This is a genomic window from Klebsiella sp. 54 (assembly GCF_018223875.1).
GTDB classification, from domain to species: Bacteria; Pseudomonadota; Gammaproteobacteria; order Enterobacterales; family Enterobacteriaceae; genus Klebsiella; species Klebsiella quasipneumoniae.
Window position 1 is genome coordinate 943737 of sequence record NZ_JAGRRA010000002.1, and the last position, 23240, is coordinate 966976.

A 23240-nucleotide genomic window follows, 5' to 3' on the forward strand; every position below is an offset into this window, starting at 1 on the left:
ACAAGATTGCGCATTGGGGTGGTTGGCCTGGGCGGTATTGCGCAGAAAGCGTGGCTGCCGGTTCTGGGGGCGGCGGAAAGCTGGACGCTGCAGGCGGCCTGGTCGCCGGGAAAAGAGAAGGCGCTGCGGGTTTGCGAAACCTGGCGAATGCCATACGCTGAATCGCTGGATGCCCTGGCGGCGCAGTGCGATGCGGTCTTTGTTCATACGTCGACGGCTTCACATTATGAAGTGGTGAATCATTTGCTGAATGCCGGGGTTCATGTTTGCGTAGACAAACCGCTGGCGGACAAGCTGAGTGAGGCGGAGACGCTGGTCGAGCTGGCGGCGCGGCGTCGTCTGACGCTGATGGTCGGTTTCAATCGCCGCTTCGCACCGCTCTATCGGGAGCTAAAGGGGCGGCTGGGCGAGGCGGCCTCGCTGCGGATGGATAAGCACCGCAGCGATAGCGTGGGCAACGATCTGCGCTTTACCCTGCTTGATGACTATCTGCACGTGGTGGATACCGCGCTATGGCTGGCCGACGGTCAGGCGCGTCTGCGCGGTGGCGCACTACAGATTACTCCGCAGGGCGAGATGCTGTATGCCGAACACCAGTTCAGTTCGCCCCGGCTGCAGGTCACCACCAGCATGCACCGCCGCGCAGGCAGCCAGCGCGAGTGGGTGCAGGCGGTTACGGATGGCGGGCTATATGCCGTCAGCGAGATGCGCGAATGGCAGGAGGAGTGCGGTCACGGCGTGGTCCAGCGCCCGGTCGCCAGCTGGCAAACCACCCTTGAGCAGCGCGGCTTTGTCGGCTGTGCGCGCCATTTTATCGAATGCGTGCAAAATCAGACGGTTCCTGAAACCGCAGGCGAACAGGCGCTGCTGGCTCAGCGGGTGGTCGACAAACTTTGGCGCGACGCCATCAGCGAATAATCCGTTGTAACAACTGACAGTAGTAATTCATGTTGAACCCGGTAGACTATCGCCACTTTCCAGCGCCCGCATTTGCGGGCGTTTTACTCCAGGGTTTGGAATAACAGCGTAATGAACCTTTTAAAATCACTGGCGGCCGTCAGTTCGATGACCATGTTTTCGCGCGTGCTGGGCTTTGCCCGCGATGCGATTGTGGCGCGCATTTTTGGCGCCGGGATGGCGACCGACGCCTTTTTCGTCGCCTTTAAACTGCCTAATCTGCTGCGGCGTATTTTTGCCGAAGGCGCCTTCTCTCAGGCGTTTGTACCGATCCTTGCCGAATATAAAAGCAAGCAGGGCGAAGATGCCACCCGGGTGTTTGTCTCGTATGTCTCCGGATTGCTGACCCTGGCCCTGGCGATCGTCACCGTTATCGGGATGCTGGCGGCGCCGTGGGTGATCACCATCACCGCCCCCGGGTTTGCTGATACCGCCGATAAATTTGCGCTGACTACCCAATTGCTGCGCATTACCTTCCCCTATATTTTGCTGATCTCCCTCGCCTCGCTGGTGGGGGCGATCCTTAATACCTGGAACCGCTTCTCGGTGCCGGCCTTTGCGCCGACGTTCCTCAACGTCAGCATGATTGGCTTTGCGCTGTTTGCCGCACCGTACTTTCATCCGCCGGTGCTGGCCCTGGCCTGGGCGGTCACGGTCGGCGGCGTGCTACAGCTGGCCTACCAGCTGCCGCACCTGAAGAAAATTGGCATGCTGGTCCTGCCGCGCATCAATCTGAAAGATGCCGGCGCGATGCGGGTGGTGAAGCAGATGGGGCCGGCGATCCTTGGCGTGTCGGTAAGCCAGATCTCCCTTATTATCAATACTATCTTCGCTTCGTTTCTCGTGTCGGGATCGGTGTCTTGGATGTACTACGCCGACCGTCTGATGGAGTTTCCGTCCGGTGTCCTGGGAGTGGCGCTCGGCACTATCCTGCTGCCATCGCTGTCAAAAAGCTTCGCCAGCGGTAATCATGACGAGTATTGCCGGCTGATGGACTGGGGGCTGCGTCTCTGCTTCCTGCTGGCGCTGCCGAGCGCGGTGGCGCTGGGGATCCTCGCCAAACCGCTGACCGTGGCCCTGTTCCAGTACGGCAAATTTAGCGCTTTTGATGCGGCAATGACCCAGCGCGCGCTGGTGGCCTATTCCGTGGGACTAATGGGGCTTATCGTGGTGAAGGTGCTGGCGCCGGGCTTCTATTCCCGCCAGGACATCAAGACCCCGGTCAAGATTGCTATTGTCACCCTGATTATGACCCAGGTGATGAACCTGGCGTTTATCGGCCCGCTGAAGCATGCGGGTCTGTCGCTGTCCATTGGCCTGGCGGCCTGCCTGAACGCCGCTCTGCTTTACTGGCAGTTGCGTAAACAGAAGATCTTTACCCCGCAACCGGGCTGGCTGGCCTTCCTGCTGCGTCTGATTGCTGCGGTGCTGGTTATGGCTGCGGCGCTGCTGGGCGTCATGCATATCATGCCGGAGTGGTCGCTGGGGACGATGCCGTTCCGTCTGATGCGCCTGCTGGTGGTGGTTGTCGCCGGGGTGGTGGCCTATTTCGCCACACTGCTGCTGTTGGGCTTCCGCGTGAAAGAGTTTGCCCGACGTACAGCCTAAGCGGTTGTGCGGGAATGGATGAACCCGCTTCACCTCAGGCGAAGCGGGTTTTTTTATGATGCGCGGCGTTCGGCAGCGACGATACGGGCATTCTCCAGCAGGCGGATTGCCAGGGCGATCGCCCCGCTGACCACCGCCAGGGTAACCACCCCGTTCCAGCCGGCCAGCACGTACAGCTTGCTGCCCAGCACCGACCCCAGCGACATCCCGATGAAGACCACGGTAAACAGCAGGGCGTTAAGGCGGCCGCGGGCCTGCGGCTCGAGGCCATACACCAGGTTCTGATGCGCCACCAGGCTTGACTGCAGGCCAAGGTCGAAGCCAATCGCCGACAGGGCAATCAGCGCCAGCTGGCCATGCAGTGGCAGCAGCGGCAGTATAAACATCAGGGCGAAGGAGACGGTGACCAGCGCCGCCCCCATTTGAGTCACTTTACCGGCACCAAATTTATCGGCCAGTCCGCCGGCCAGCGGCGCGGCCAGCGCCCCGGCAGCCCCGGCGATACCAAAGCCGCCCGCTACCGCACTGCCCATGTGATAGTGTTCGGAGAGCATCACCGCCAGCGTCGACCAGAAGGCGCTGAAGGCGACAGAGAGCGCCCCCTGAGCCAGCGCAGCGCGGCGTAGCGCCGGGTAGCGCTGCCACAGATGCGCCATTGAGGCCATCAGCTGCGGATAGCTCAGCGTCGAGTGAATGGCGAAGCGCGGCAGCACCCGCCACATCACCAGGCCAATCAGCGCCACGCTGACCGCCGCCGCCTGATACATCACCCGCCAGCCAAACACTGCGCCCACCACGCCGCTGACCGTCCGGGAAAGCAGGATCCCCAGCAGCAGCCCGGTCATCACCGTGCCCACCATTTTGCCCTGCTTGCCCGCCGGGGCGAGGATCGCCGCCGCAGGGACGATATCCTGCGCCATGGTCGCCGCCATACCGATCAGCAGACTGACCACCAGCAGTGAGCTGAGCTGGCCGGTGAGGCTGCACAGGAGCAGCAGGAGCGCCAGCAGCGCGCTTTTCACCAAAATCAGCCGGCGGCGATCGTGGCGGTCGCCGAGCGGGAGCAGGAACAGAATGCCGAGCGCATAACCCGCCTGCGTCAGAGTAGGGACCAGACCCATACCTTCTACCGTCAGGTGGAGATTGGCGCCCATCAACGGCAGCAGCGGCTGCGCGTAGTAGATAGAGGCGACGCTAAAGCCGGCGCCGAGCGCGAGAATGAAGATAATCCAGCCTGCGTCGCGGGTGGAAAGGGAAGTCGGTGTCATGATCAATACCTCGTGAATGCGATGGGGCTATTTTTCCCTGAATGCGGCTGGCGCGGTAGCCGGGCTGGTGGTAAAACGGTTATACGTAGCACGTATAGGCAAAAGAAAAATGAAAAGACAGGAGCGTATAGATCGCATTGAGCTGATGCGTACCTATATTCGTATTATAGAGGCAGGGTCGCTCTCCGCCGCGGCGGGGCAGATGGAGACCACCCAGGCGACCGTCAGCCGCCGCCTGCAGTCCCTTGAAGGGCTGCTGGGAGTCAAGCTGATCCTGCGTACCACCCATGCGATGAAGCTCACTGACGATGGCGAACGTTGCTACCGTCACGCCCGCCAGCTGGTGGATGCCTGGCTGGCGCTGGAAGATGACCTGCGTATTGCCGACGATCGGCCGGTGGGGGTGCTGCGGGTGAGGGCGCCGCACGCTTTTGGCCAGCAGCAGCTGCTGGGGCCGCTGGTCGCCTTTCTCCAGCGCCACCCGCAACTGTCGGTGGAGTGGATGCTGAATGATAATACTGTCGACTTTCTCAGCGATAATATCGACTGCGCCATCCGCGTGGGGGCGGAGGTGGATCCGGCCACGGTCTCCGTGCTGCTGGCAGAAGTGCCGCGCTGCGTGGTGGCCTCCCCTGAACTGCTGGCGAAGCACCCACCGTTAACCTCGCTGGAGGCGTTATCCGGCCTGCCGTGGATCGCCATTAACACCTTTTATCAGCATGAGGTGCGGCTCCGACATCAGGTCAGCGGGCAGCTCGTCTCCACGGCGATCACCCCCTGTCTGAGCACCGACAGCCTTTACGTCGCGCGTAACACTGCGCTGGCGGGGCTGGGGGTGGCGATGGTGTCCAGCTGGGCCGTGGCGGAGGATCTTGCTGCCGGAAGGTTGACAGAGCTGTTCCCGCAGTGGCGTCCCGCCTCGCTGCCGGTCCACCTGGTCTATCCCTGGGCGCGCTATTATCCGACGCGGCTGCGTAAGTTCCTCGACCTGATGCGGGAGATCATGCCGGACCTCGCCGGCATGCAGCCTCCGCAAAGCGCATAAAAAAACCGGCCAGGAGGCCGGTTTTTTATTTAGCACGCTTACTCGACGGGCTGTGGGCGGGTCGGTTCAGCGGTGGCTTTATGGGTGGCGCTATGACCGCCGGCGGCGCCTTTGCCTTCAAAAGCGAATGGCGGGCGCACCCAGGTGCTGTGGCGCGGCGCTTCCGGGACATAGTCCGGCGCTGGCGCACGGGTCATTGGCGCGGTGGCATGGCGATGACCCGCCACCACTACCGGCTTACTCACCGGAGGCTCGGCTTTGACCGGCTCGACAACCGGTGCGTCAACAACCGGTGCTTCAACTGCGGTTTCCGCCGCCGGCGCGATGGTTTCCACTGGCGCTTCAACGACAGGCGCCGTTTCCACCACTTCAGGTTCTACCACCACCGGCTCGGCGTCGAGCGTCGCTGGCGCGATAGCCTGAGGCGCTTCGACAGCCGGCGCTTCGGTGACCAGCTCCTGCGGCGCTGGCTCGACGGCTGCTGGCGCGATACCTTCCGCAGCATCAACCACCACCGGCTCGGCGGCTACGACCGGCTCGACGACCACAGGCTCGGTGGTAACCGGCTCCATGGTAGCCGGCTCGACGGTGACCGGGGCAGCGGTAACGGTTTCAACGACGGCAACCGGGGTCGCGACGGCCGCGACGGTTTCCACAAGGTTGTCGTTCTGAATCTGAACCTCTTCCGGCTGCTGATCCTGCGGACGAACCACCGGGTAGCGGATCCAGACTTTACCGGAAGCCATCTCCGGCGATGCGCAGGCTACGGTCAGCGGCATTGGCGACTGGGTCGGATAGCGTTCGTCACGATAGCGACGACGACGCTGACCGCTAACGCGCAGGTGACGCGGGGAACGACGTGAGCGACGCGGCATACCGTTCGCTTCACGGGATTCGCCATTTTCGTCCTGGTCCGCCACGCTCTCCACTACTGCTGGCAGCTCGGCTTTCACCGGCTCGCTGCGCGGAGCGATAACTTCCGCCACTACGGCTTCTGGCACGATCTCGGCAACCTGCTCAACGACAGCGGACTCAACGCGTACTTTCTGCGCCAGCTGGCGCGGTTTACGACGCGGCAGGGTCTGCACACGCTCTTCCTGCTCCGTCTCCTGCGCTACCGGCTCTTCGCGAGTCTGCGCTTTGGCTTCCTGCTGCGCCTGACGTTTGTCGTCATTGCGGCGGCGGGTGCGTTCGCGGCGCGGCTGCTGCTCGTCACGAGATTTCGCTTTCTCCGCGTCGTCGCCTGAGGTCTGGCGAACATCACGGGCTTCCACATTCTGCGACGGCTTCTCGCGACGGTTGCGACGGTTCTCTTCACGCGATTCGCGCGGTTCACGGCCCTCGGCATTGTCCGCACGAGTGTCACGATTGTCACGGTTATCGCGGTTGTCACGATTGTCGCGGTTTTCACGGCGGTCGTTGCGATCGCGGCGGTTGTTGGCGCGCGGTTTACGGCGCTCCTGCTGACGCTCCGGTTTTTCTTCCGCTTTCTTCTCGACCTTAACCTCAGCCGGTTTGGCCTCTTCGGCGCCAGAGAAGATATTCTTCAGCGCGCTGAAGAAGCGTGAAAGCAGGCCAGGCTGCGCCGGTGCGGTGGCCGCGACCGGTGCCGCTGCGGCGACAGGAGCGGCGACAGGCTCTTCAAGCATCGGGGCTGGCGGCGCGTCAGGCATGACAAAAGCGGCCAGGGCCGGCTGTTCCGGACGTTTCCGTTCTGCCGGCTCATCGTCGCCCGGCAGCGCCATCTCTTCTTCATGCAGCTTCGGCAGCAGGTAGCTCAGCGTTGAGGTCTCTTCACCTTTGCGCACGCGCAGGACGGAGTAGTGCGGCGTCTGCATTTCGTCGTTTGGCACGATAATAACGCGCACATCGCCCTGACGGGATTCGATAGCGCTCACCGCGGCACGTTTTTCGTTCAGCAGATAGGAGGCGATCGGTACCGGAACGATGGCGTGCACTTCTTTGGTGTTCTCTTTCAGCGCTTCTTCTTCGATCAGACGCAGAATAGAGAGCGACAGCGATTCGTTATCACGCACGGTGCCGGTGCCGGAGCAGCGCGGGCAGACGTGGTGGCTGGATTCGCCCAGCGACGGGCTCAGGCGCTGGCGGGACATCTCCAGCAGGCCGAAGCGCGAGATATGGCTGATCTGAATGCGCGCCCGGTCCTGACGGACGGCTTCGCGCAGACGGTTCTCCACAGCGCGCTGGTGGCGAACCGGAGTCATATCGATAAAGTCGATAACGATCAGGCCGCCGAGGTCGCGCAGACGCAGCTGGCGGGCAATCTCGTCAGCCGCTTCGAGGTTGGTGTTGAACGCCGTCTCTTCGATATCGCCGCCGCGGGTGGCGCGGGCGGAGTTGATATCGATCGCGGTCAGCGCTTCAGTGCTGTCGATGACGATAGAGCCACCGGACGGCAGACGCACTTCACGCTGGAAGGCGGATTCAATCTGGGATTCGATCTGGTAGTGGCTGAACAGCGGGATTTCACCGGTGTACAGTTTGATTTTGCTGCTGAAATCCGGACGACCCAGCGCGGCGATATGCTGGCGCGCCAGCTCGAGCACTTTCGGATTATCGATCAGGATTTCGCCGATATCCTGGCGCAGATAGTCACGGAAGGCGCGGACAATGACGTTACTTTCCTGGTGGATAAGGAACGGCGCCGGACGGCTTTCCGCGGCTTTCTGAATCGCTTCCCAGTGTTTCAGACGGAAGCTCAGGTCCCACTGCAAGGCTTCGGCAGATTTGCCGACGCCAGCGGTGCGAACGATAAGGCCCATGCCGTCCGGAAGCTCCAGGCTCGCCAGCGCTTCTTTCAGTTCGGTACGGTCATCGCCCTCGATACGGCGTGAAATTCCCCCCGCGCGCGGGTTGTTCGGCATCAATACCAGATAGCTGCCCGCAAGGCTGATAAAGGTGGTGAGCGCAGCGCCTTTGTTGCCGCGTTCTTCTTTATCAATCTGCACGATAACTTCCTGACCTTCACGCAGTACGTCTTTGATATTAGGACGGCCGTGCGCATTGTAGTTGGCGGGGAAGTATTCGCGGGCGATTTCTTTGAGGGGGAGGAAACCATGACGCTCGGCGCCGTAATCAACAAACGCGGCTTCAAGGCTGGGTTCAATGCGGGTGATTTTGCCTTTGTAGATGTTCGCTTTTTTCTGTTCGTGCCCGGGGCTTTCGATATCCAGGTCGTACAGGCGCTGCCCATCAACAAGGGCGACGCGCAACTCTTCCTGCTGAGTTGCGTTGATTAACATTCTTTTCATCGTAACTTACTCATTATTCTTACATTGACGACTAAGCTGCGGGCAGAGTAATGCCTTTCCGGGGGAAAACCGATGGCCTCGTGTCTGGTTCACGTCGCCAACCTCACGGTTGTCGCGCGCTTAAGAGGCGCAGAGTGTCGGTCGCCTGTGTTTCAAACGGAAACACAGCGCAATTATTCAGGGGAACAGCCTGGGATGTATCACCAGAGAATATTCCATTTATACTCGTCGTCTTTCGCGTTGCAGGCATGATGGCTTAACCTGCTCACCTCGATCAGCGGATCCAGATGAGCTCCCGGGAGTCCCGGAGTTGACGCCTTCCTGCGACTTGAAATCCATAGAGCCTGTACCGGTAAGGACTGCAACCCGCAGCCCGCTAACTGTCTGAAAGATCACAACGTCTTACGCCATTGCTGCGTGGGCGATCGGTCAGACAAAACTGGTCATTCCGCTAATGTCTTGTTCTAACAAGATGCAATACGGAAAACGGTCTCATTATTCCATTGCTAACCTTGTTATAGCAAGTTGACTTTCACCTTTTATCACCCGGTTACTCACAGTTTTATCACCTGCCCATACAGATTGTTCTAATAACAAACAATATGGCGGTCAGGCAAACCGTGAAAACAGGATAATGATAAATATAAGCATATAAAAATGAGTGGCGCTAATGCGTCCGGCTATTTAGAATCGCGCACCATGAAAACTGAGACCCCAACCGTAAAAATGGTTGCCATTGCTGCTGATGAAGCGGGGCAACGTATCGACAACTTTTTGCGTACCCAATTGAAAGGCGTACCGAAGAGCATGATTTATCGCATCCTGCGTAAAGGCGAGGTGCGGGTGAATAAAAAACGCGTGAAGCCGGAGTATAAGCTGGAAGCGGGCGATGAAGTCCGTATCCCGCCGGTGCGTGTGGCGGAACGTGAAGAAGAGGCGGTATCGCCGCATCTGCAGAAAGTGGCGGCGCTCTCTGAGGTGATCCTCTATGAAGACGATCATATTCTGGTCCTCAATAAGCCATCCGGTACCGCGGTACATGGCGGCAGCGGCCTGAGCTTCGGCGTGATTGAAGGGCTGCGCGCCCTGCGCCCGGAGGCGCGCTTCCTTGAGCTGGTACATCGGCTCGACCGCGATACCTCTGGCGTGCTGCTGGTGGCGAAAAAGCGCTCGGCGCTGCGTTCGTTGCACGAGCAGCTGCGTGATAAAGGCATGCAGAAAGACTATCTGGCGCTGGTGCGCGGCCAGTGGCAGTCGCATACCAAAGTGGTGCAGGCCCCGCTGTTGAAGAACATTCTGCAGAGCGGCGAGAGAATCGTCCGCGTGAGTCAGGAAGGCAAGCCGTCAGAGACGCGCTTCAAAGTGGAAGAGCGTTATGAATTCGCCACTCTGGTGCGCTGCAGTCCGGTCACCGGACGCACGCATCAGATTCGCGTTCATACCCAGTATGCCGGCCATCCTATCGCCTTTGACGACCGCTATGGCGACCGCGAATTTGACAAGCAACTCTCTGGTACCGGTTTAAACCGCCTGTTCCTCCACGCTGCTGCGCTGAAGTTTACCCACCCGGGGAGCGGGGAGGTGATGCGCGTTGAGGCGCCGCTGGATAACCAGCTGAAGCACTGTCTACAGGTGCTACGGAAGAGCAAATAAGTGCAACGGCGGAATCAGTTCCGCCGTTTTTTTTACCTCAGCCTAACAGCGGGTTGTAATTTTCGCGGCGCAGCATCTGACAGAGCGCGATCAAGGGTAAACCGACCAGCGTATTCGGATCGCGGCCTTCCAGCCGTTCGAACAGCGTAATACCTAACCCCTCGCTCTTAAAACTCCCGGCGCACTGCAGCGGGTTCTCTTTACGCACATAGCCTTCGATCTCTTTATCGCTGAGATGCCGGAAGTGGACGTCAAAGGGCTCGCATTCGGTTTGCAGATGACCGCTGGCGGAGTTGTACAGCGCGAGGCCAGTATAAAAGGTAATGATCGACCCGCTCGCCTTTCTCAACTGCCTGCGGGCATTTTCCTCGGTGTGCGGTTTGCCGGTGATCTCACCGTCCAATACGCAAACCTGATCGGAGCCTATAATAAGGTGATTGGGGTAGCGCGAAGCCAGGCTCTGCGCTTTGGCCTGCGCCAGCCGGGTGACAAGCTGACGCGCGGATTCTTCAGGGCGGGGCGTTTCGTCGACGTCAGGCGCCGCACATTCAAATGGTAACCCCAGTTTTTCCAGCAGCATGCGCCGCCAGGGAGAGGTTGACGCCAGGATAAGTTGAGACATATTTTTTCATCCACATATAGCGCTTCGCAGAGCATCATCTTAAACTATGCGCCGCAATGTGTGCGAATAAATGGCAAAAGGCAACCTGAGGCTGCCTTTTTCTTTGACTCTATGACATTACAAAGTTAATATGCGCGCCCTATGCAAAAGGTAAAATTACCCCTGACTCTTGATCCGGTACGCACGGCTCAAAAACGCCTTGATTACGAAGGCATCTATGCCCGCGATCAGGTTGAACGTGTAGCCGATTCTGTAGTCAGCGTGGACAGCGATGTGGAATGCAGCATGTCGTTCGCTATCGATAACCAGCGTCTCGCCGTTATTACAGGCGATGCGAAGGTGACGGTAACCCTCGAATGCCAGCGTTGCGGGAAACCGTTTTCCCATCACGTCCACACCACGTATTGTTTTAGCCCCGTCAGAAATGACGAACAGGCCGAAGCACTACCGGAAGCGTATGAGCCGATTGAGGTTAACGAATTCGGTGAAATCGACCTGCAGGCAATGGTCGAGGATGAAATTATCCTCTCCCTGCCCGTAGTTCCGGTGCATGATTCTGAACACTGTGAAGTGTCCGACGCGGACATGGTCTTTGGCGAACTGCCTGAAGAGGCACAAAAACCAAACCCATTTGCCGTATTAGCCAGCTTAAAGCGTAAGTAATTGAGGAGTAAGGTCCATGGCCGTACAACAGAATAAACCAACCCGTTCCAAACGTGGCATGCGTCGTTCCCATGACGCGCTGACCGCAGTCACCAGCCTGTCTGTAGACAAAACTTCTGGTGAGAAACACCTGCGTCACCACATCACTGCCGACGGTTTCTACCGCGGTCGCAAGGTTATCGCTAAGTAATCACGCGATACTCGCAGGATTTCCCGTTGCAGGCCATGGCGGGTTTGTACGTACCTGGGCACTCGGTTAACCCGATAACCAGAGGCGTCAATGCCCGGATTGTTGCGTCTGCAGCGTGAAAATTCGCGGGTGCCAGCGTGATGAAGCTTAGTGAGGACTCCCCGGGCAACTGGGGAATCACCGAACCGGGCAGCGACGATACCTTGACACGTCTAACCCTGGCGTTAGATGTCATGGGGGGCGATTTCGGCCCATCCGTGACAGTGCCTGCAGCACTGCAGGCACTTAACTCTAATTCGCAACTCACACTTCTTTTAGTCGGCGATCCCGACGCCATCACGCCATTACTCGCCAAAGCTGACTTCGAACAACGTTCGCGTCTGCAGATTATTCCTGCGCAGTCAGTTATTGCCAGTGATGCGCGACCCGCACAGGCTATCCGCAGCAGTCGCGGAAGCTCAATGCGCGTGGCGCTGGAGCTTGTGAAAGAAGGGCGGGCGGAAGCCTGCGTCAGCGCCGGCAACACCGGCGCGCTGATGGGCCTGGCGAAACTGCTGCTCAAACCGATTGAAGGTATTGAGCGGCCGGCGCTGGTGACGGTGCTGCCGCACCAGCAGAAGGGCAAAACCGTGGTGCTGGATCTCGGCGCCAACGTCGATTGCGACAGCACGATGCTGGTGCAGTTCGCGGTGATGGGGTCAGTGCTGGCGGAAGAGGTGGTTGGCATTGCCAATCCTCGCGTCGCCTTGCTGAACATCGGCGAAGAAGAGATGAAAGGCCTCAGCAGCATCCGCGATGCTGCCGCAGTGCTCAAAACGCTGCCTTCCCTCAACTACATCGGCTATCTTGAAGCCAATGAACTGTTGACCGGAAAAACCGATGTGCTGGTTTGTGATGGATTCACGGGCAACGTCACATTAAAAACCATGGAAGGTGTTGTCAGAATGTTCCTTTCACTGCTGAAATCTCAGGGAGAGGGCAAAAAACGGTCGTGGTGGCTGCTGTTACTAAAACGTTGGTTACAAAAAAGCCTGGCGAGGCGATTCAGTCACCTCAACCCCGACCAGTATAATGGCGCCTGTCTGTTAGGATTGCGCGGTTCCGTGATCAAGAGTCATGGTGCTGCCAATCAACGCGCCTTTAGCGTCGCGATAGAGCAGGCAGTGCAGGCGGTGCAGCGGCAAATTCCCCAACGGATCGCCGCGCGCCTGGAATCTTTATACCCAGCTGGTTTCGAGCTGCCGGAAAGCGACAGTGACGTGAACGCCCGACAGCAAAGCGGGACGAATGGACACCACTGACGCCGCGGCGGTTGAACGAGGCGGGTATATTACCCAAGAGTGACTGAGCGTACATGTATACGAAGATTATTGGTACCGGCAGCTATCTGCCCGAGCAAGTGCGTACAAACGCCGACCTGGAAAAAATGGTAGAGACCTCTGACGAGTGGATTGTCACCCGCACAGGTATCCGTGAGCGTCGTATTGCCGCAGCGCATGAAACAGTTGCTACGATGGGCTTTGAAGCCGCAAAGCAGGCGCTGGCGATGGCGGGCGTGTCCGCGGAGCAAATTGGTCTGATCATCGTTGCGACCACCTCCGGCACGCACGCGTTTCCGAGTTCGGCATGCCAGATTCAGTCTATGCTGGGCGTCAAGGGCTGCCCGGCGTTTGACGTCGCGGCCGCCTGCGCCGGTTTCACCTATGCGCTGAGCGTCGCCGATCAGTATGTCAAGAACGGCGCGGTGGACTATGCGCTGGTCGTCGGCGCTGATGTGCTGGCGCGCACCTGCGATCCGGCCGATCGCGGGACGATTATTATTTTCGGCGATGGCGCCGGGGCGGTGGTGCTGGGCGCCTCCGAAGAGCCTGGCATTATCTCGACGCATCTGCATGCTGACGGTAGCTATGGCGAACTGCTGACCCTGCCGAACGCCGATCGCGTCGATCCGGAAAATCCGATCTATCTGACGATGGCCGGCAATGAAGTCTTCAAAGTGGCGGTCACCGAGTTAGCGCACATCGTTGATGAGACGCTGGCCGCGAATAATCTCGAACGTTCAGCGCTGGACTGGCTGGTGCCGCACCAGGCAAACCTGCGGATCATCAGCGCGACGGCGAAGAAACTGGGCATGTCGATGGATAACGTCGTAGTGACCCTCGACCGCCATGGCAACACCTCTGCGGCGTCAGTCCCTTGCGCGCTGGATGAGGCCGTCCGCGATGGCCGCATTCAACGTGGGCAGCTGATTTTGCTGGAAGCCTTTGGTGGCGGTTTCACCTGGGGTTCCGCGCTGGTTCGTTTTTAGTATAAGGATTTAAACATGACGCAATTTGCTTTTGTGTTCCCGGGACAGGGCTCGCAGGCCGTAGGCATGCTGGCCGATATGGCGGCGACCTGGCCGGTCATTGAAGAGACCTTCGGAGAAGCTTCCGCAGCGTTGGGTTACGATCTGTGGGCGCTGACGCAACAGGGCCCGGCAGAAGAACTGAATAAGACCTGGCAGACCCAGCCAGCGCTGCTGACCGCCTCCGTGGCGCTGTACCGCGTCTGGCAGCAGCAGGGCGGCAAAGCGCCGGCGCTGCTGGCTGGCCACAGCCTCGGCGAATACTCCGCGCTGGTTTGCGCGGGCGTTATCGCTTTCGCTGATGCCGTTCGCCTGGTTGAACTGCGCGGCAAATTCATGCAGGAAGCTGTACCGGAAGGTACTGGCGCCATGTCAGCGATTATCGGTCTGGACGACGCGGCTATTGCCAAAGCCTGTGAAGAATCGGCCGAAGGGCAGGTCGTCTCTCCGGTGAACTACAATTCCCCGGGCCAGGTGGTTATCGCCGGTCACAAAGAGGCCGTTGAACGCGCAGGCGCCGCCTGTAAGGCCGCGGGCGCTAAACGGGCGCTGCCGTTGCCGGTGAGCGTGCCGTCTCACTGTGCGCTGATGAAGCCAGCTGCGGAGAAACTGGCGCTTGAGCTGCAGAAAATCACCTTCAACGCGCCGACGATCCCGGTGGTAAATAACGTCGACGTGAAGTGCGAAACCGCGCCTGACGCCATTCGCGACGCGCTGGTACGCCAGCTGTATAGTCCGGTTCAGTGGACTAAAACCGTTGAGTTTATGGCTGCTCAGGGCGTAACGCATCTGTATGAGGTGGGCCCGGGTAAAGTCCTCACCGGCCTGACCAAACGTATTGTTGACACCCTGACCGCTTCCGCGCTTAACGAGCCGGCGGCGATGTCTGCGGCGCTTGAGCAATAAAAGAGGAAAACCATGAGTTTTGAAGGAAAAATCGCGCTGGTTACCGGTGCAAGCCGCGGTATTGGCCGCGCCATCGCTGAAACGCTCGTCGCCCGCGGCGCGAAAGTTATCGGTACTGCGACCAGCGAAAGCGGCGCGCAGGCGATCAGCGACTATTTAGGCGCCAACGGTAAAGGTCTGATGTTGAATGTGACCGACCCGGCATCTATTGAATCTGTTCTGGAAAATGTGCGCGCAGAGTTTGGCGAAGTGGATATCCTGGTGAATAATGCCGGAATCACTCGCGACAACCTGTTAATGCGCATGAAAGATGACGAGTGGAACGATATCATCGAAACCAACCTGTCATCGGTTTTCCGTCTGTCAAAAGCGGTAATGCGCGCTATGATGAAAAAGCGTCATGGACGTATTATCACTATCGGTTCTGTGGTTGGTACCATGGGAAATGCGGGTCAGGCCAACTACGCTGCGGCGAAAGCGGGTCTGATCGGCTTCAGTAAATCACTGGCGCGTGAAGTTGCGTCCCGCGGTATTACTGTAAACGTTGTTGCTCCGGGCTTTATTGAAACGGACATGACGCGTGCGCTGACCGATGAGCAGCGTGCGGGTACGCTGGCGGCAGTTCCTGCGGGGCGCCTTGGCACCCCAAATGAAATCGCCAGCGCGGTTGCATTTTTAGCCTCTGACGAAGCAAGTTACATCACTGGTGAAACCCTGCACGTCAACGGCGGAATGTACATGGTCTGACCGAGATTTGTGCAAAACGTTCAGGAACCGCGCACTTCGCACGGTTCTCTGTGCGGTTTTGTGCGAAAAGATTTGCGTTCTTAGGGCAAACGGCCTCAAAATAGCGCAAAATCGTGGTAAGACCTGCCGGGATTTAGTTGCAAATTTTTCAACATTTTATACACTACGAAAACCATCGCGAAAGCGAGTTTTGATAGGAAATTTAAGAGTATGAGCACTATCGAAGAACGCGTTAAGAAAATTATCGGCGAGCAGCTGGGCGTTAAGCAGGAAGAAGTTACCAACAATGCTTCCTTCGTTGAAGACCTGGGCGCTGATTCTCTTGACACCGTTGAGCTGGTAATGGCTCTGGAAGAAGAGTTTGATACTGAGATTCCGGACGAAGAAGCTGAGAAAATCACCACCGTTCAGGCTGCCATTGATTACATCAACGGCCACCAGGCGTAAGTGAACATCTCCAGGCGGTCATTCGACCGCCTGAGTTTTATCTTTATTTGTCCCACAAGAATCTATTTTCCCTCCCTGGAGGACAAACGTGTCTAAGCGTCGTGTAGTTGTGACCGGACTGGGCATGTTGTCTCCTGTCGGCAATACCGTAGAGTCTACCTGGAAAGCTCTCCTTGCCGGTCAGAGTGGCATCAGCCTGATCGACCATTTCGATACTAGCGCCTATGCAACGAAATTTGCTGGCTTAGTAAAGGATTTTAACTGTGATGACATCATCTCGCGCAAAGAGCAGCGCAAGATGGATGCCTTCATTCAATATGGAATTGTCGCTGGCGTTCAGGCCATGCAGGATTCTGGCCTTGAAGTGACGGAAGAGAATGCTACCCGTATTGGTGCCGCAATCGGCTCTGGTATTGGCGGTCTCGGCTTGATCGAAGAAAACCACAGTTCGCTGGTCAACGGCGGACCGCGTAAGATCAGCCCATTCTTCGTTCCCTCCACAATTGTTAACATGGTGGCCGGCCATCTGACCATCATGTTTGGTCTGCGTGGACCAAGTATCTCCATCGCGACCGCCTGTACTTCAGGCGTGCACAACATCGGTCAGGCTGCGCGCATCATCGCCTATGGCGATGCCGATGCGATGGTGGCAGGCGGTGCGGAAAAAGCCAGTACCCCCCTTGGCGTGGGCGGCTTTGGCGCAGCGCGGGCGCTCTCCACGCGCAATGACAACCCGCAGGCGGCAAGCCGTCCGTGGGATAAAGATCGCGACGGCTTCGTGCTGGGCGACGGCGCGGGCATGGTGGTGCTGGAAGAGTACGAGCACGCAAAAAAACGCGGCGCGAAAATCTACGCCGAGATCGTCGGCTTCGGCATGAGCAGCGATGCTTACCATATGACGTCACCGCCGGAAGATGGCGCGGGCGCCGCGCTGGCGATGGTGAATGCCATTCGCGATGCGGGCATCGAACCGGGCCAGATCGGCTACGTCAATGCCCATGGCACCTCGACGCCGGCTGGCGATAAAGCGGAAGCGCAGGCGGTTAAGTCTGTCTTCGGCGATGCGGCGAGCCGCGTACTGGTGAGCTCCACCAAATCCATGACCGGGCATCTGCTGGGCGCGGCAGGGGCGGTAGAGTCGATTTACTCTATCCTGGCGCTGCGCGATCAGGCGGTTCCGCCGACGATCAACCTCGACAACCCGGATGAGGGCTGCGACCTCGACTTCGTTCCGCACGAAGCGCGTCAGGTTTCCGGTATGGAGTACACCCTGTGCAACTCCTTCGGCTTTGGCGGCACTAACGGTTCGCTGATCTTCAAAAAAGTGTGACAGGGCATGCCCCGATACTGCTTTAACAAAAGGCCCGATTGTCGGGCCTTTTTTATTCGGCTTTCTCCGCTTGTCCTCTGCTCCGTGTCCTGAGACACTCACCGACCAGTGAAAAGGAGTCCTTTATGTTCTTGATAAATGGCGTTGAACAGGACACGCTGGCGGCGAACGATCGCGCCGTCCAGTTTGGCGACGGTTGTTTTACCACTGCCCGTATACAGCATGGACAGGTTGCGTTACTGGACGCCCATCTGCAGCGTTTGCAGACAACCTGCGAAAAATTACGCATCCCGTTTGACGACTGGCTGACGCTAAGCGACGAGATGCAGCGTCTGGCTCGACCGCACGCGCAGGGCGTGCTTAAGGTGACCCTTACCCGCGGCGTTGGGGGAAGGGGATACAGCACGGCGGGCTGTGCGTCGCCCACCCGTATTCTGAGCGACTCTCCGCTTCCGGCGCACTACGCGCGCTGGCGGGAGGAGGGCATTACCCTGACCCGGAGCCCGGTGACCCTGGGGCGCAACCCCTGGCTGGCTGGCCTGAAGCATCTTAATCGTCTGGAGCAGGTGCTGATCCGCTCTCATCTTGAACAGACGGACGCCGATGAGGCGCTGGTCCTTGACAGTGACGGGTGGCTTACGGAATGCTGTGCCGCGAATTTATTCTGGCGTCAGGGACGGGATGTATTTACTCCGCGACTCGATTATGCCGGGGTCAACGGCATAATGCGGCAGCGCTGTATCGCGCAGCTGGCACCATCGACGTTTCGCGTTGTCGAAGTGACAGCGCGTCCCGAGGCGTTGCGGGAGGCCGATGAAGTGCTGATCTGCAATGCGCTGATGCCGCTGGTGCCGGTTCGTCGCTGGGAGGAGACCGTCTGGTCCTCGCGCGAGCTTTACCATTTTTTAGCCCCTTTGTGTGAGCTGTCTGGTTAGTATGAAGAAAATGTTACGTTTTATCCTGTTGCTGGTGGTGCTGTTGGGCATCGCCGCGGCGGCAGGAATGTGGAAGGTACGCCAGCTGGCGGACAGCAAGCTGCTGATTAAAGAAGAGACCATCTTTACCCTCGAAGCCGGCACCGGCCGGCTGGCGCTGGGGCAGGATCTCTATCGCGAGAAGGTGATCAATCGCCCGCGCGTGTTCCAGTGGCTGCTGCGGATGGAGCCTGAGCTGTCTCACTTCAAGGCCGGGACCTATCGCCTCACGCCGCAAATGACGGTGCGCGAGATGCTGCAGCTGCTGGCCAGCGGCAAAGAGGCGCAGTTTCCGCTGCGCTTTGTCGAAGGCATGCGCGTCAGCGACTACCTTCGTCAGCTGCGCGATGCTCCCTACGTGAAGCACACGCTTGAAGACGATAGCTACGCGACGGTGGCTAAGGCGTTAGGTCTTGACCATGCCGACTGGGTGGAAGGCTGGTTCTGGCCGGATACCTGGATGTATACCGCCAATACTAGCGACATCGCCATCCTCAAGCGCGCGCATCAGAAAATGGTCACTGAAGTGGCGAAGGTTTGGGAAGGACGGATGGATAATCTGCCCTATGCCGATCAGAATCAGCTGTTGACCATGGCCTCGATTATTGAGAAAGAGACCGCGGTGGCGGAAGAGCGCGATCGCGTCGCGTCGGTATTTATCAACCGCCTGCGCATCGGCATGCGCTTACAGACCGACCCAACGGTGATCTACGGGATGGGCGAAGGGTATAATGGAAAGTTAACGCGTAAGGATCTGGAGACGCCGACCGCGTACAATACCTATACCATCAGCGGCCTGCCGCCAGGCCCTATCGCGGTGCCGGGCGAAGCGTCGCTGAAGGCGGCCGCCCATCCGGCGAAAACACCATACCTCTATTTTGTCGCCGACGGGAAAGGGGGCCATACGTTTACCACAAACCTGGTCAGCCATAACCGCGCGGTGCAGGACTATCTGAAAGTACTTAAGGAAAAAAATGCGCAGTAACTATATCGTCATCGAGGGGCTGGAGGGCGCCGGGAAGACCACCGCACGTCAACTGGTGGTGGAGACGCTGCAGTCGGCAGGTATTCACGATATGGTGTTTACCCGTGAGCCGGGGGGCACAATCCTTGCTGAAAAACTGCGTAGCCTGGTGCTGGATATCCAGTCCACGGGCGATGAAGTGATTAACGATAAAGCGGAAGTGCTGATGTTTTACGCGGCGCGCGTCCAGCTGGTGGAAACGGTGATTAAGCCTGCTCTGGCTCGCGGCCAGTGGGTGATCGGCGATCGTCACGATCTCTCCACTCAGGCCTATCAGGGCGGCGGCAGGGGCATTGACCGCACGATGCTGGCGACGCTGCGCGACGCCGTTCTCGGCGATTTTCGTCCCGATTTGACGCTGTACCTCGACGTCACGCCGGAAGTGGGGCTGCAGCGCGCCCGCGCCCGCGGCGAACTGGATCGCATTGAGCAGGAGTCGATGAACTTCTTCAATCGTACCCGCGCGCGCTACCTTAAGCTGGCTGCGGCAGATCCTTCTATCCGCACGGTGGACGCGACGCAGCCGCTGGATGCCGTCGCGCGCGATATCCGCGCCACGATCGCCCAGTGGATGGCGGAGCAACCGGCATGAAATGGTATCCGTGGCTGCGCCCCTCGTTCGAGCAACTGGTCGGTAGCTATCAGGCCGGACGTGGCCACCACGCCTTACTGTTACAGTCCCTGAGCGGGATGGGCGGCGAGGCGTTGATTTATGCGCTGTGTCGCTTCCTGATGTGCCGCCAGCCTGAAGGGCATAAAAGCTGCGGTCACTGCCACAGCTGCCAGCTGATGCAGGCCGGTACGCACCCCGATTACTATCCGCTGAGCCCTGAGAAAGGCAAGAGCGCGCTGGGTATTGACGCGGTGCGCGATGTCAACGACAAGCTCTATGAGCGCGCGCGTCTTGGTGGGGCGAAGGTGGTATGGATTAGCGATGCCGCCTTGCTGACCGATGCCGCCGCCAACGCGTTGCTGAAAACGCTGGAGGAGCCGCCGGAAAATACCTGGTTCTTCCTCGCCTGCGAGGAGCCGGCGCGTCTGCTGACCACCCTGCGCAGTCGCTGCCGCCTGCACCACCTGTCGCCGCCGACGGAATCTTATGCCCTGGCCTGGCTGGAGCGTGAGGTGAACCTGCCGCAGGAGGCGCTGCTGGCCGCGTTACGTCTGTGCGCCAGCGCGCCGGCCGCGGCGCTCGAGCTGCTTAAGGAGCCGCAGTGGACGGCGCGACAGCAGCTGTGTCAGGCGCTGGCGACCACACTGGCAAGCGGTGACTGGCTGGCGCTGCTGCCGATACTCAATCATGAACAGGCGGCGGTTCGCCTGCACTGGCTGGCATCGCTGCTGGTCGATGCGCAAAAACGACAGCAGGGAATTGCCCTGGTGAGTAACCCGGATGTCTGGCCGCTGCTGGAGCGGCTGGCGCACAGTCTGCCCGCCGCCCGGCTGCAGGCGATTGCCCATGACGTCTGTACCTGCCGCGAGCAATTGCTGAACGTCGTCGGCGTCAACCGCGAACTGCTGCTCACCGAGCGCCTGCTGCGCTGGGAACATTACCTGCAACCCGGGACGGTTTTACCCGTCTCCCACCTCTGAGTGAGACATTATGTTTTTAGTCGACTCCCACTGCCATCTTGATGGTCTGGATTATCAAACCCTGCACAAAAACGTCGATGACGTACTGGCAAAAGCGGCCGCGCGCGATGTGAAATTTTGCCTGGCGGTCGCCACGACGCTGCCTGGCTACCGCAGTATGCGCGAGCTGGTAGGAAGGCGTGACAACGTCGTCTTCTCCTGCGGGGTGCACCCGTTAAACCAGGATGAGCCCTACGAGGTGGAGACGCTGCGCACGCTGGCGGCGGAAGAGGGCGTCGTCGCGATGGGAGAGACCGGACTGGACTATTTTTATACCCCGGAAACCAAAGTCCAGCAGCAAACTTCGTTCCGTGACCATATCCGCATCGGCCGGGAGCTGAACAAGCCCGTGATCGTGCATACCCGTGACGCTCGCGCCGATACCCTGGCCATTTTACGCGAAGAAAAGGTGACGGATTGCGGAGGCGTACTACACTGTTTCACTGAGGACAGGGAGACGGCGGGTAAGCTGCTCGACATGGGGTTCTATATCTCGTTTTCCGGTATCGTCACTTTCCGTAACGCCGAGCAGCTGCGCGATGCGGCGCGCTATGTTCCGCTGGATCGTCTGCTGGTGGAGACCGATTCGCCATACCTGGCACCGGTACCCCATCGCGGCAAAGAGAACCAGCCGGCGCTGGTGCGTGACGTTGCTGAATACATGGCGGTACTGAAGGGTGTGTCGCTGGAGCAATTGGCTCAGCAGACCACCGACAATTTTGCCACACTGTTCCACATTGACCCCGCCCGCTTGCAACCTGCTTGATCTGCTTATTATTTTAAGGCTCGTAATTAATAGCCAAAGCGAGTAAAGTTCACCGCCACAAAAGTGGCGGTGAAGGTTTTTTGGCAACATCTGGATACAACTTATGTAAGCTGATGTAAATTTTTACCGGAAGGCTGATTGAAACGTGATAGCCGTCAAACAATCATCCCGTTAATTATTTTACTCTGTGTAATAAATAAAGGGCGCTTAGATGTCCTGTCCACGGCGCGGTTCTCCCCCCGGGCCAATGCGTGAAAACGTAAAAAAGTACCAAATACTCAGGAGCACTCTCAATTATGTTTAAGAATGCATTTGCTAACCTGCAGAAGGTCGGTAAATCGCTGATGCTGCCGGTATCCGTACTGCCTATCGCAGGTATCCTGCTGGGCGTCGGTTCCGCAAACTTCAGCTGGCTGCCAGCCGTGGTCTCCCACGTTATGGCAGAAGCAGGCGGTTCAGTTTTCGCCAACATGCCGCTGATCTTCGCTATCGGTGTGGCCCTCGGCTTCACCAATAACGACGGTGTATCCGCACTGGCTGCAGTGGTAGCTTACGGCATCATGGTGAAAACCATGGCGGTGGTTGCGCCGCTGGTGCTGCATTTACCTGCTGACGAGATTGCGGCAAAACACCTGGCTGATACCGGCGTGCTTGGCGGTATTATCTCCGGTGCTATCGCCGCGTACATGTTTAACCGCTTCTATCGCATTAAGCTGCCAGAATATCTCGGCTTCTTTGCGGGCAAGCGCTTTGTACCGATTATCTCTGGTCTGGCCGCTATCTTCACCGGCGTGATCCTCTCCTTCATTTGGCCGCCGATCGGTTCCGCGATCCAGACCTTCTCCCAGTGGGCTGCTTATCAGAACCCGGTGGTGGCGTTTGGTATCTACGGTTTCATCGAGCGTTGCCTGGTGCCGTTTGGTCTGCACCACATCTGGAACGTTCCTTTCCAGATGCAGATCGGCGAATACACCAACGCGGCTGGTCAGGTATTCCACGGCGATATCCCGCGCTACATGGCAGGCGACCCGACCGCGGGCAAACTGTCTGGCGGCTTCCTGTTCAAAATGTACGGTCTGCCGGCAGCGGCTATCGCGATTTGGCACTCTGCTAAACCGGAAAACCGCGCCAAAGTGGGCGGTATCATGATCTCCGCCGCGCTGACCTCGTTCCTGACCGGTATCACCGAGCCGATCGAGTTCTCGTTCATGTTCGTGGCGCCGATCCTGTACGTTATCCATGCCATCCTGGCGGGTCTGGCGTTCCCGATCTGTATCCTGCTGGGTATGCGTGACGGTACTTCGTTCTCTCACGGCCTGATCGACTTTATCGTGCTGTCCGGTAACAGCAGCAAGCTGTGGCTGTTCCCGATCGTCGGTATCTGCTATGCGATCGTGTACTACGTCATTTTCCGCGTGCTGATTAAAGCCCTGGATCTGAAAACACCGGGTCGTGAAGATACCACCGAAGAGAGCAAAGCTGGCGCAACCAGCGAGATGGCTCCGGCTCTGATCGCCGCTTTCGGCGGTAAAGAGAACATCACCAACCTCGACGCATGTATTACTCGTCTGCGTGTTAGCGTGGCGGATGTAGCGAAAGTTGACCAGGCTGGCCTGAAAAAACTGGGCGCCGCTGGCGTGGTAGTGGCAGGTTCTGGCGTACAGGCCATCTTCGGTACCAAGTCCGATAACCTGAAAACTGAAATGGATGAGTACATCCGTAACAGTTAAGACGTAGTATCGGGGAGACTAAGGCAGCCAACTGGCTGCCTTTTTTACGTGACAAGATC

Annotated in this window: 21 protein-coding genes; 18 read left to right on the forward strand and 3 right to left on the reverse strand. The window is 58.6% G+C overall.

Features of this window, described 5'->3' with window-relative positions:
• The first annotated feature begins 6 nt into the window (after positions 1–6).
• Both KHQ24_RS06115 and murJ read left to right on the forward strand, forming a co-directional pair.
• Positions 7–918, forward strand: coding sequence for a Gfo/Idh/MocA family protein (locus tag KHQ24_RS06115; protein WP_072140422.1), 912 nt, complete (start codon positions 7–9; stop codon positions 916–918).
• A 111-nt stretch (positions 919–1029) separates the two neighbouring features.
• Complete coding sequence (murJ, locus tag KHQ24_RS06120) at positions 1030–2565, forward strand: murein biosynthesis integral membrane protein MurJ (protein WP_004204551.1); 1536 nt, start codon at positions 1030–1032, stop codon at positions 2563–2565.
• A 53-nt stretch (positions 2566–2618) separates the two neighbouring features.
• On the opposite strand, the gene KHQ24_RS06125 is transcribed toward murJ, so the two are convergent.
• Positions 2619–3833, reverse strand: a complete 1215-nt coding sequence (locus KHQ24_RS06125; protein WP_004204552.1) for an MFS transporter — start codon at positions 3831–3833, stop codon at positions 2619–2621.
• A gap of 16 nt (positions 3834–3849) precedes the next feature.
• Here KHQ24_RS06125 and KHQ24_RS06130 point away from each other — a divergent pair, with 16 nt between their 5' ends.
• Positions 3850–4878 carry a LysR family transcriptional regulator gene (locus KHQ24_RS06130; protein ID WP_074194119.1) on the forward strand — a complete coding sequence of 343 codons (1029 nt, stop codon included), beginning with the start codon at positions 3850–3852 and terminating at the stop codon, positions 4876–4878.
• A gap of 38 nt (positions 4879–4916) precedes the next feature.
• Here the strand turns inward: KHQ24_RS06130 and rne are convergent, their stop codons facing one another.
• The gene (rne, locus tag KHQ24_RS06140) at positions 4917–8150 is read right to left on the reverse strand and encodes a ribonuclease E (RefSeq protein ID WP_228297969.1); all 3234 of its coding nucleotides are present in this window, start codon (positions 8148–8150) and stop codon (positions 4917–4919) included.
• A 699-nt stretch (positions 8151–8849) separates the two neighbouring features.
• Here rne and rluC point away from each other — a divergent pair.
• Positions 8850–9803 (forward strand): 23S rRNA pseudouridine(955/2504/2580) synthase RluC, encoded by a 954-nt coding sequence (rluC, locus tag KHQ24_RS06145; protein ID WP_012542245.1) that lies wholly within the window; start codon positions 8850–8852, stop codon positions 9801–9803.
• A gap of 37 nt (positions 9804–9840) precedes the next feature.
• Here the strand turns inward: rluC and KHQ24_RS06150 are convergent, their stop codons facing one another.
• On the reverse strand, positions 9841–10425 hold the full coding sequence (locus KHQ24_RS06150) for a Maf family protein (protein ID WP_004204559.1): 585 nt from the start codon (positions 10423–10425) through the stop codon (positions 9841–9843).
• A 141-nt stretch (positions 10426–10566) separates the two neighbouring features.
• Between KHQ24_RS06150 and yceD the strand changes: the two genes are divergently transcribed.
• From yceD to ptsG, 14 genes are all read left to right on the forward strand, one after another.
• Positions 10567–11088: a 23S rRNA accumulation protein YceD gene (gene yceD, locus KHQ24_RS06155; protein ID WP_017900733.1), complete on the forward strand. Its 522-nt coding sequence runs from the start codon at positions 10567–10569 to the stop codon at positions 11086–11088.
• A gap of 16 nt (positions 11089–11104) precedes the next feature.
• A complete protein-coding gene (rpmF, locus tag KHQ24_RS06160) occupies positions 11105–11278 on the forward strand; it encodes a 50S ribosomal protein L32 (protein WP_000290724.1) in 174 nt (57 codons plus the stop codon).
• Between the two features lie 203 nt (positions 11279–11481).
• On the forward strand, positions 11482–12579 hold the full coding sequence (gene plsX, locus KHQ24_RS06165) for a phosphate acyltransferase PlsX (protein ID WP_202821001.1): 1098 nt from the start codon (positions 11482–11484) through the stop codon (positions 12577–12579).
• A gap of 53 nt (positions 12580–12632) precedes the next feature.
• Positions 12633–13586, forward strand: a complete 954-nt coding sequence (locus KHQ24_RS06170; protein ID WP_002899288.1) for a beta-ketoacyl-ACP synthase III — start codon at positions 12633–12635, stop codon at positions 13584–13586.
• Between the two features lie 15 nt (positions 13587–13601).
• A complete protein-coding gene (gene fabD, locus KHQ24_RS06175) occupies positions 13602–14531 on the forward strand; it encodes an ACP S-malonyltransferase (protein ID WP_004204563.1) in 930 nt (309 codons plus the stop codon).
• Positions 14532–14543: 12 nt separating this feature from the next.
• Entirely contained in the window at positions 14544–15278 is a 735-nt protein-coding gene (fabG, locus tag KHQ24_RS06180) for a 3-oxoacyl-ACP reductase FabG (RefSeq protein ID WP_002899294.1), read from the forward strand.
• 210 nt (positions 15279–15488) lie between these two features.
• Positions 15489–15725, forward strand: a complete 237-nt coding sequence (gene acpP / locus KHQ24_RS06185; protein ID WP_000103754.1) for an acyl carrier protein — start codon at positions 15489–15491, stop codon at positions 15723–15725.
• Positions 15726–15813: 88 nt separating this feature from the next.
• Entirely contained in the window at positions 15814–17055 is a 1242-nt protein-coding gene (fabF, locus tag KHQ24_RS06190; RefSeq protein WP_002900666.1) for a beta-ketoacyl-ACP synthase II, read from the forward strand.
• A gap of 125 nt (positions 17056–17180) precedes the next feature.
• Positions 17181–17990 carry an aminodeoxychorismate lyase gene (gene pabC, locus KHQ24_RS06195; protein WP_057214305.1) on the forward strand — a complete coding sequence of 270 codons (810 nt, stop codon included), beginning with the start codon at positions 17181–17183 and terminating at the stop codon, positions 17988–17990.
• A 1-nt stretch (position 17991) separates the two neighbouring features.
• Positions 17992–19014 carry a cell division protein YceG gene (yceG, locus tag KHQ24_RS06200; RefSeq protein ID WP_057214306.1) on the forward strand — a complete coding sequence of 341 codons (1023 nt, stop codon included), beginning with the start codon at positions 17992–17994 and terminating at the stop codon, positions 19012–19014.
• Positions 19004–19645 (forward strand): dTMP kinase, encoded by a 642-nt coding sequence (tmk, locus tag KHQ24_RS06205; RefSeq protein ID WP_211777165.1) that lies wholly within the window; start codon positions 19004–19006, stop codon positions 19643–19645. Before yceG ends, tmk begins: the two co-directional genes overlap by 11 nt.
• Complete coding sequence (gene holB / locus KHQ24_RS06210) at positions 19642–20646, forward strand: DNA polymerase III subunit delta' (RefSeq protein ID WP_080837460.1); 1005 nt, start codon at positions 19642–19644, stop codon at positions 20644–20646. Before tmk ends, holB begins: the two co-directional genes overlap by 4 nt.
• 10 nt (positions 20647–20656) lie before the next feature.
• A complete protein-coding gene (locus tag KHQ24_RS06215; protein ID WP_004204569.1) occupies positions 20657–21451 on the forward strand; it encodes a metal-dependent hydrolase in 795 nt (264 codons plus the stop codon).
• Between the two features lie 296 nt (positions 21452–21747).
• On the forward strand, positions 21748–23181 hold the full coding sequence (gene ptsG / locus KHQ24_RS06220) for a PTS glucose transporter subunit IIBC (protein ID WP_004204570.1): 1434 nt from the start codon (positions 21748–21750) through the stop codon (positions 23179–23181).
• Positions 23182–23240: the final 59 nt, after the last annotated feature.

Coding starts and splice junctions, on each gene's coding strand:
- murJ (WP_004204551.1), top strand. CDS start 1,030: ATGAACCTTTTAAAATCACTGGCGGCCGTCAGTTCGATGACCATGTTT.
- KHQ24_RS06125 (WP_004204552.1), bottom strand. CDS start 3,833: ATGACACCGACTTCCCTTTCCACCCGCGACGCAGGCTGGATTATCTTC.
- KHQ24_RS06130 (WP_074194119.1), top strand. CDS start 3,850: ATGCGATGGGGCTATTTTTCCCTGAATGCGGCTGGCGCGGTAGCCGGG.
- rne (WP_228297969.1), bottom strand. CDS start 8,150: ATGAAAAGAATGTTAATCAACGCAACTCAGCAGGAAGAGTTGCGCGTC.
- rluC (WP_012542245.1), top strand. CDS start 8,850: ATGAAAACTGAGACCCCAACCGTAAAAATGGTTGCCATTGCTGCTGAT.
- KHQ24_RS06150 (WP_004204559.1), bottom strand. CDS start 10,425: ATGTCTCAACTTATCCTGGCGTCAACCTCTCCCTGGCGGCGCATGCTG.
- yceD (WP_017900733.1), top strand. CDS start 10,567: ATGCAAAAGGTAAAATTACCCCTGACTCTTGATCCGGTACGCACGGCT.
- rpmF (WP_000290724.1), top strand. CDS start 11,105: ATGGCCGTACAACAGAATAAACCAACCCGTTCCAAACGTGGCATGCGT.
- KHQ24_RS06170 (WP_002899288.1), top strand. CDS start 12,633: ATGTATACGAAGATTATTGGTACCGGCAGCTATCTGCCCGAGCAAGTG.
- fabD (WP_004204563.1), top strand. CDS start 13,602: ATGACGCAATTTGCTTTTGTGTTCCCGGGACAGGGCTCGCAGGCCGTA.
- fabG (WP_002899294.1), top strand. CDS start 14,544: ATGAGTTTTGAAGGAAAAATCGCGCTGGTTACCGGTGCAAGCCGCGGT.
- acpP (WP_000103754.1), top strand. CDS start 15,489: ATGAGCACTATCGAAGAACGCGTTAAGAAAATTATCGGCGAGCAGCTG.
- pabC (WP_057214305.1), top strand. CDS start 17,181: ATGTTCTTGATAAATGGCGTTGAACAGGACACGCTGGCGGCGAACGAT.
- yceG (WP_057214306.1), top strand. CDS start 17,992: ATGAAGAAAATGTTACGTTTTATCCTGTTGCTGGTGGTGCTGTTGGGC.
- tmk (WP_211777165.1), top strand. CDS start 19,004: ATGCGCAGTAACTATATCGTCATCGAGGGGCTGGAGGGCGCCGGGAAG.
- holB (WP_080837460.1), top strand. CDS start 19,642: ATGAAATGGTATCCGTGGCTGCGCCCCTCGTTCGAGCAACTGGTCGGT.
- KHQ24_RS06215 (WP_004204569.1), top strand. CDS start 20,657: ATGTTTTTAGTCGACTCCCACTGCCATCTTGATGGTCTGGATTATCAA.
- ptsG (WP_004204570.1), top strand. CDS start 21,748: ATGTTTAAGAATGCATTTGCTAACCTGCAGAAGGTCGGTAAATCGCTG.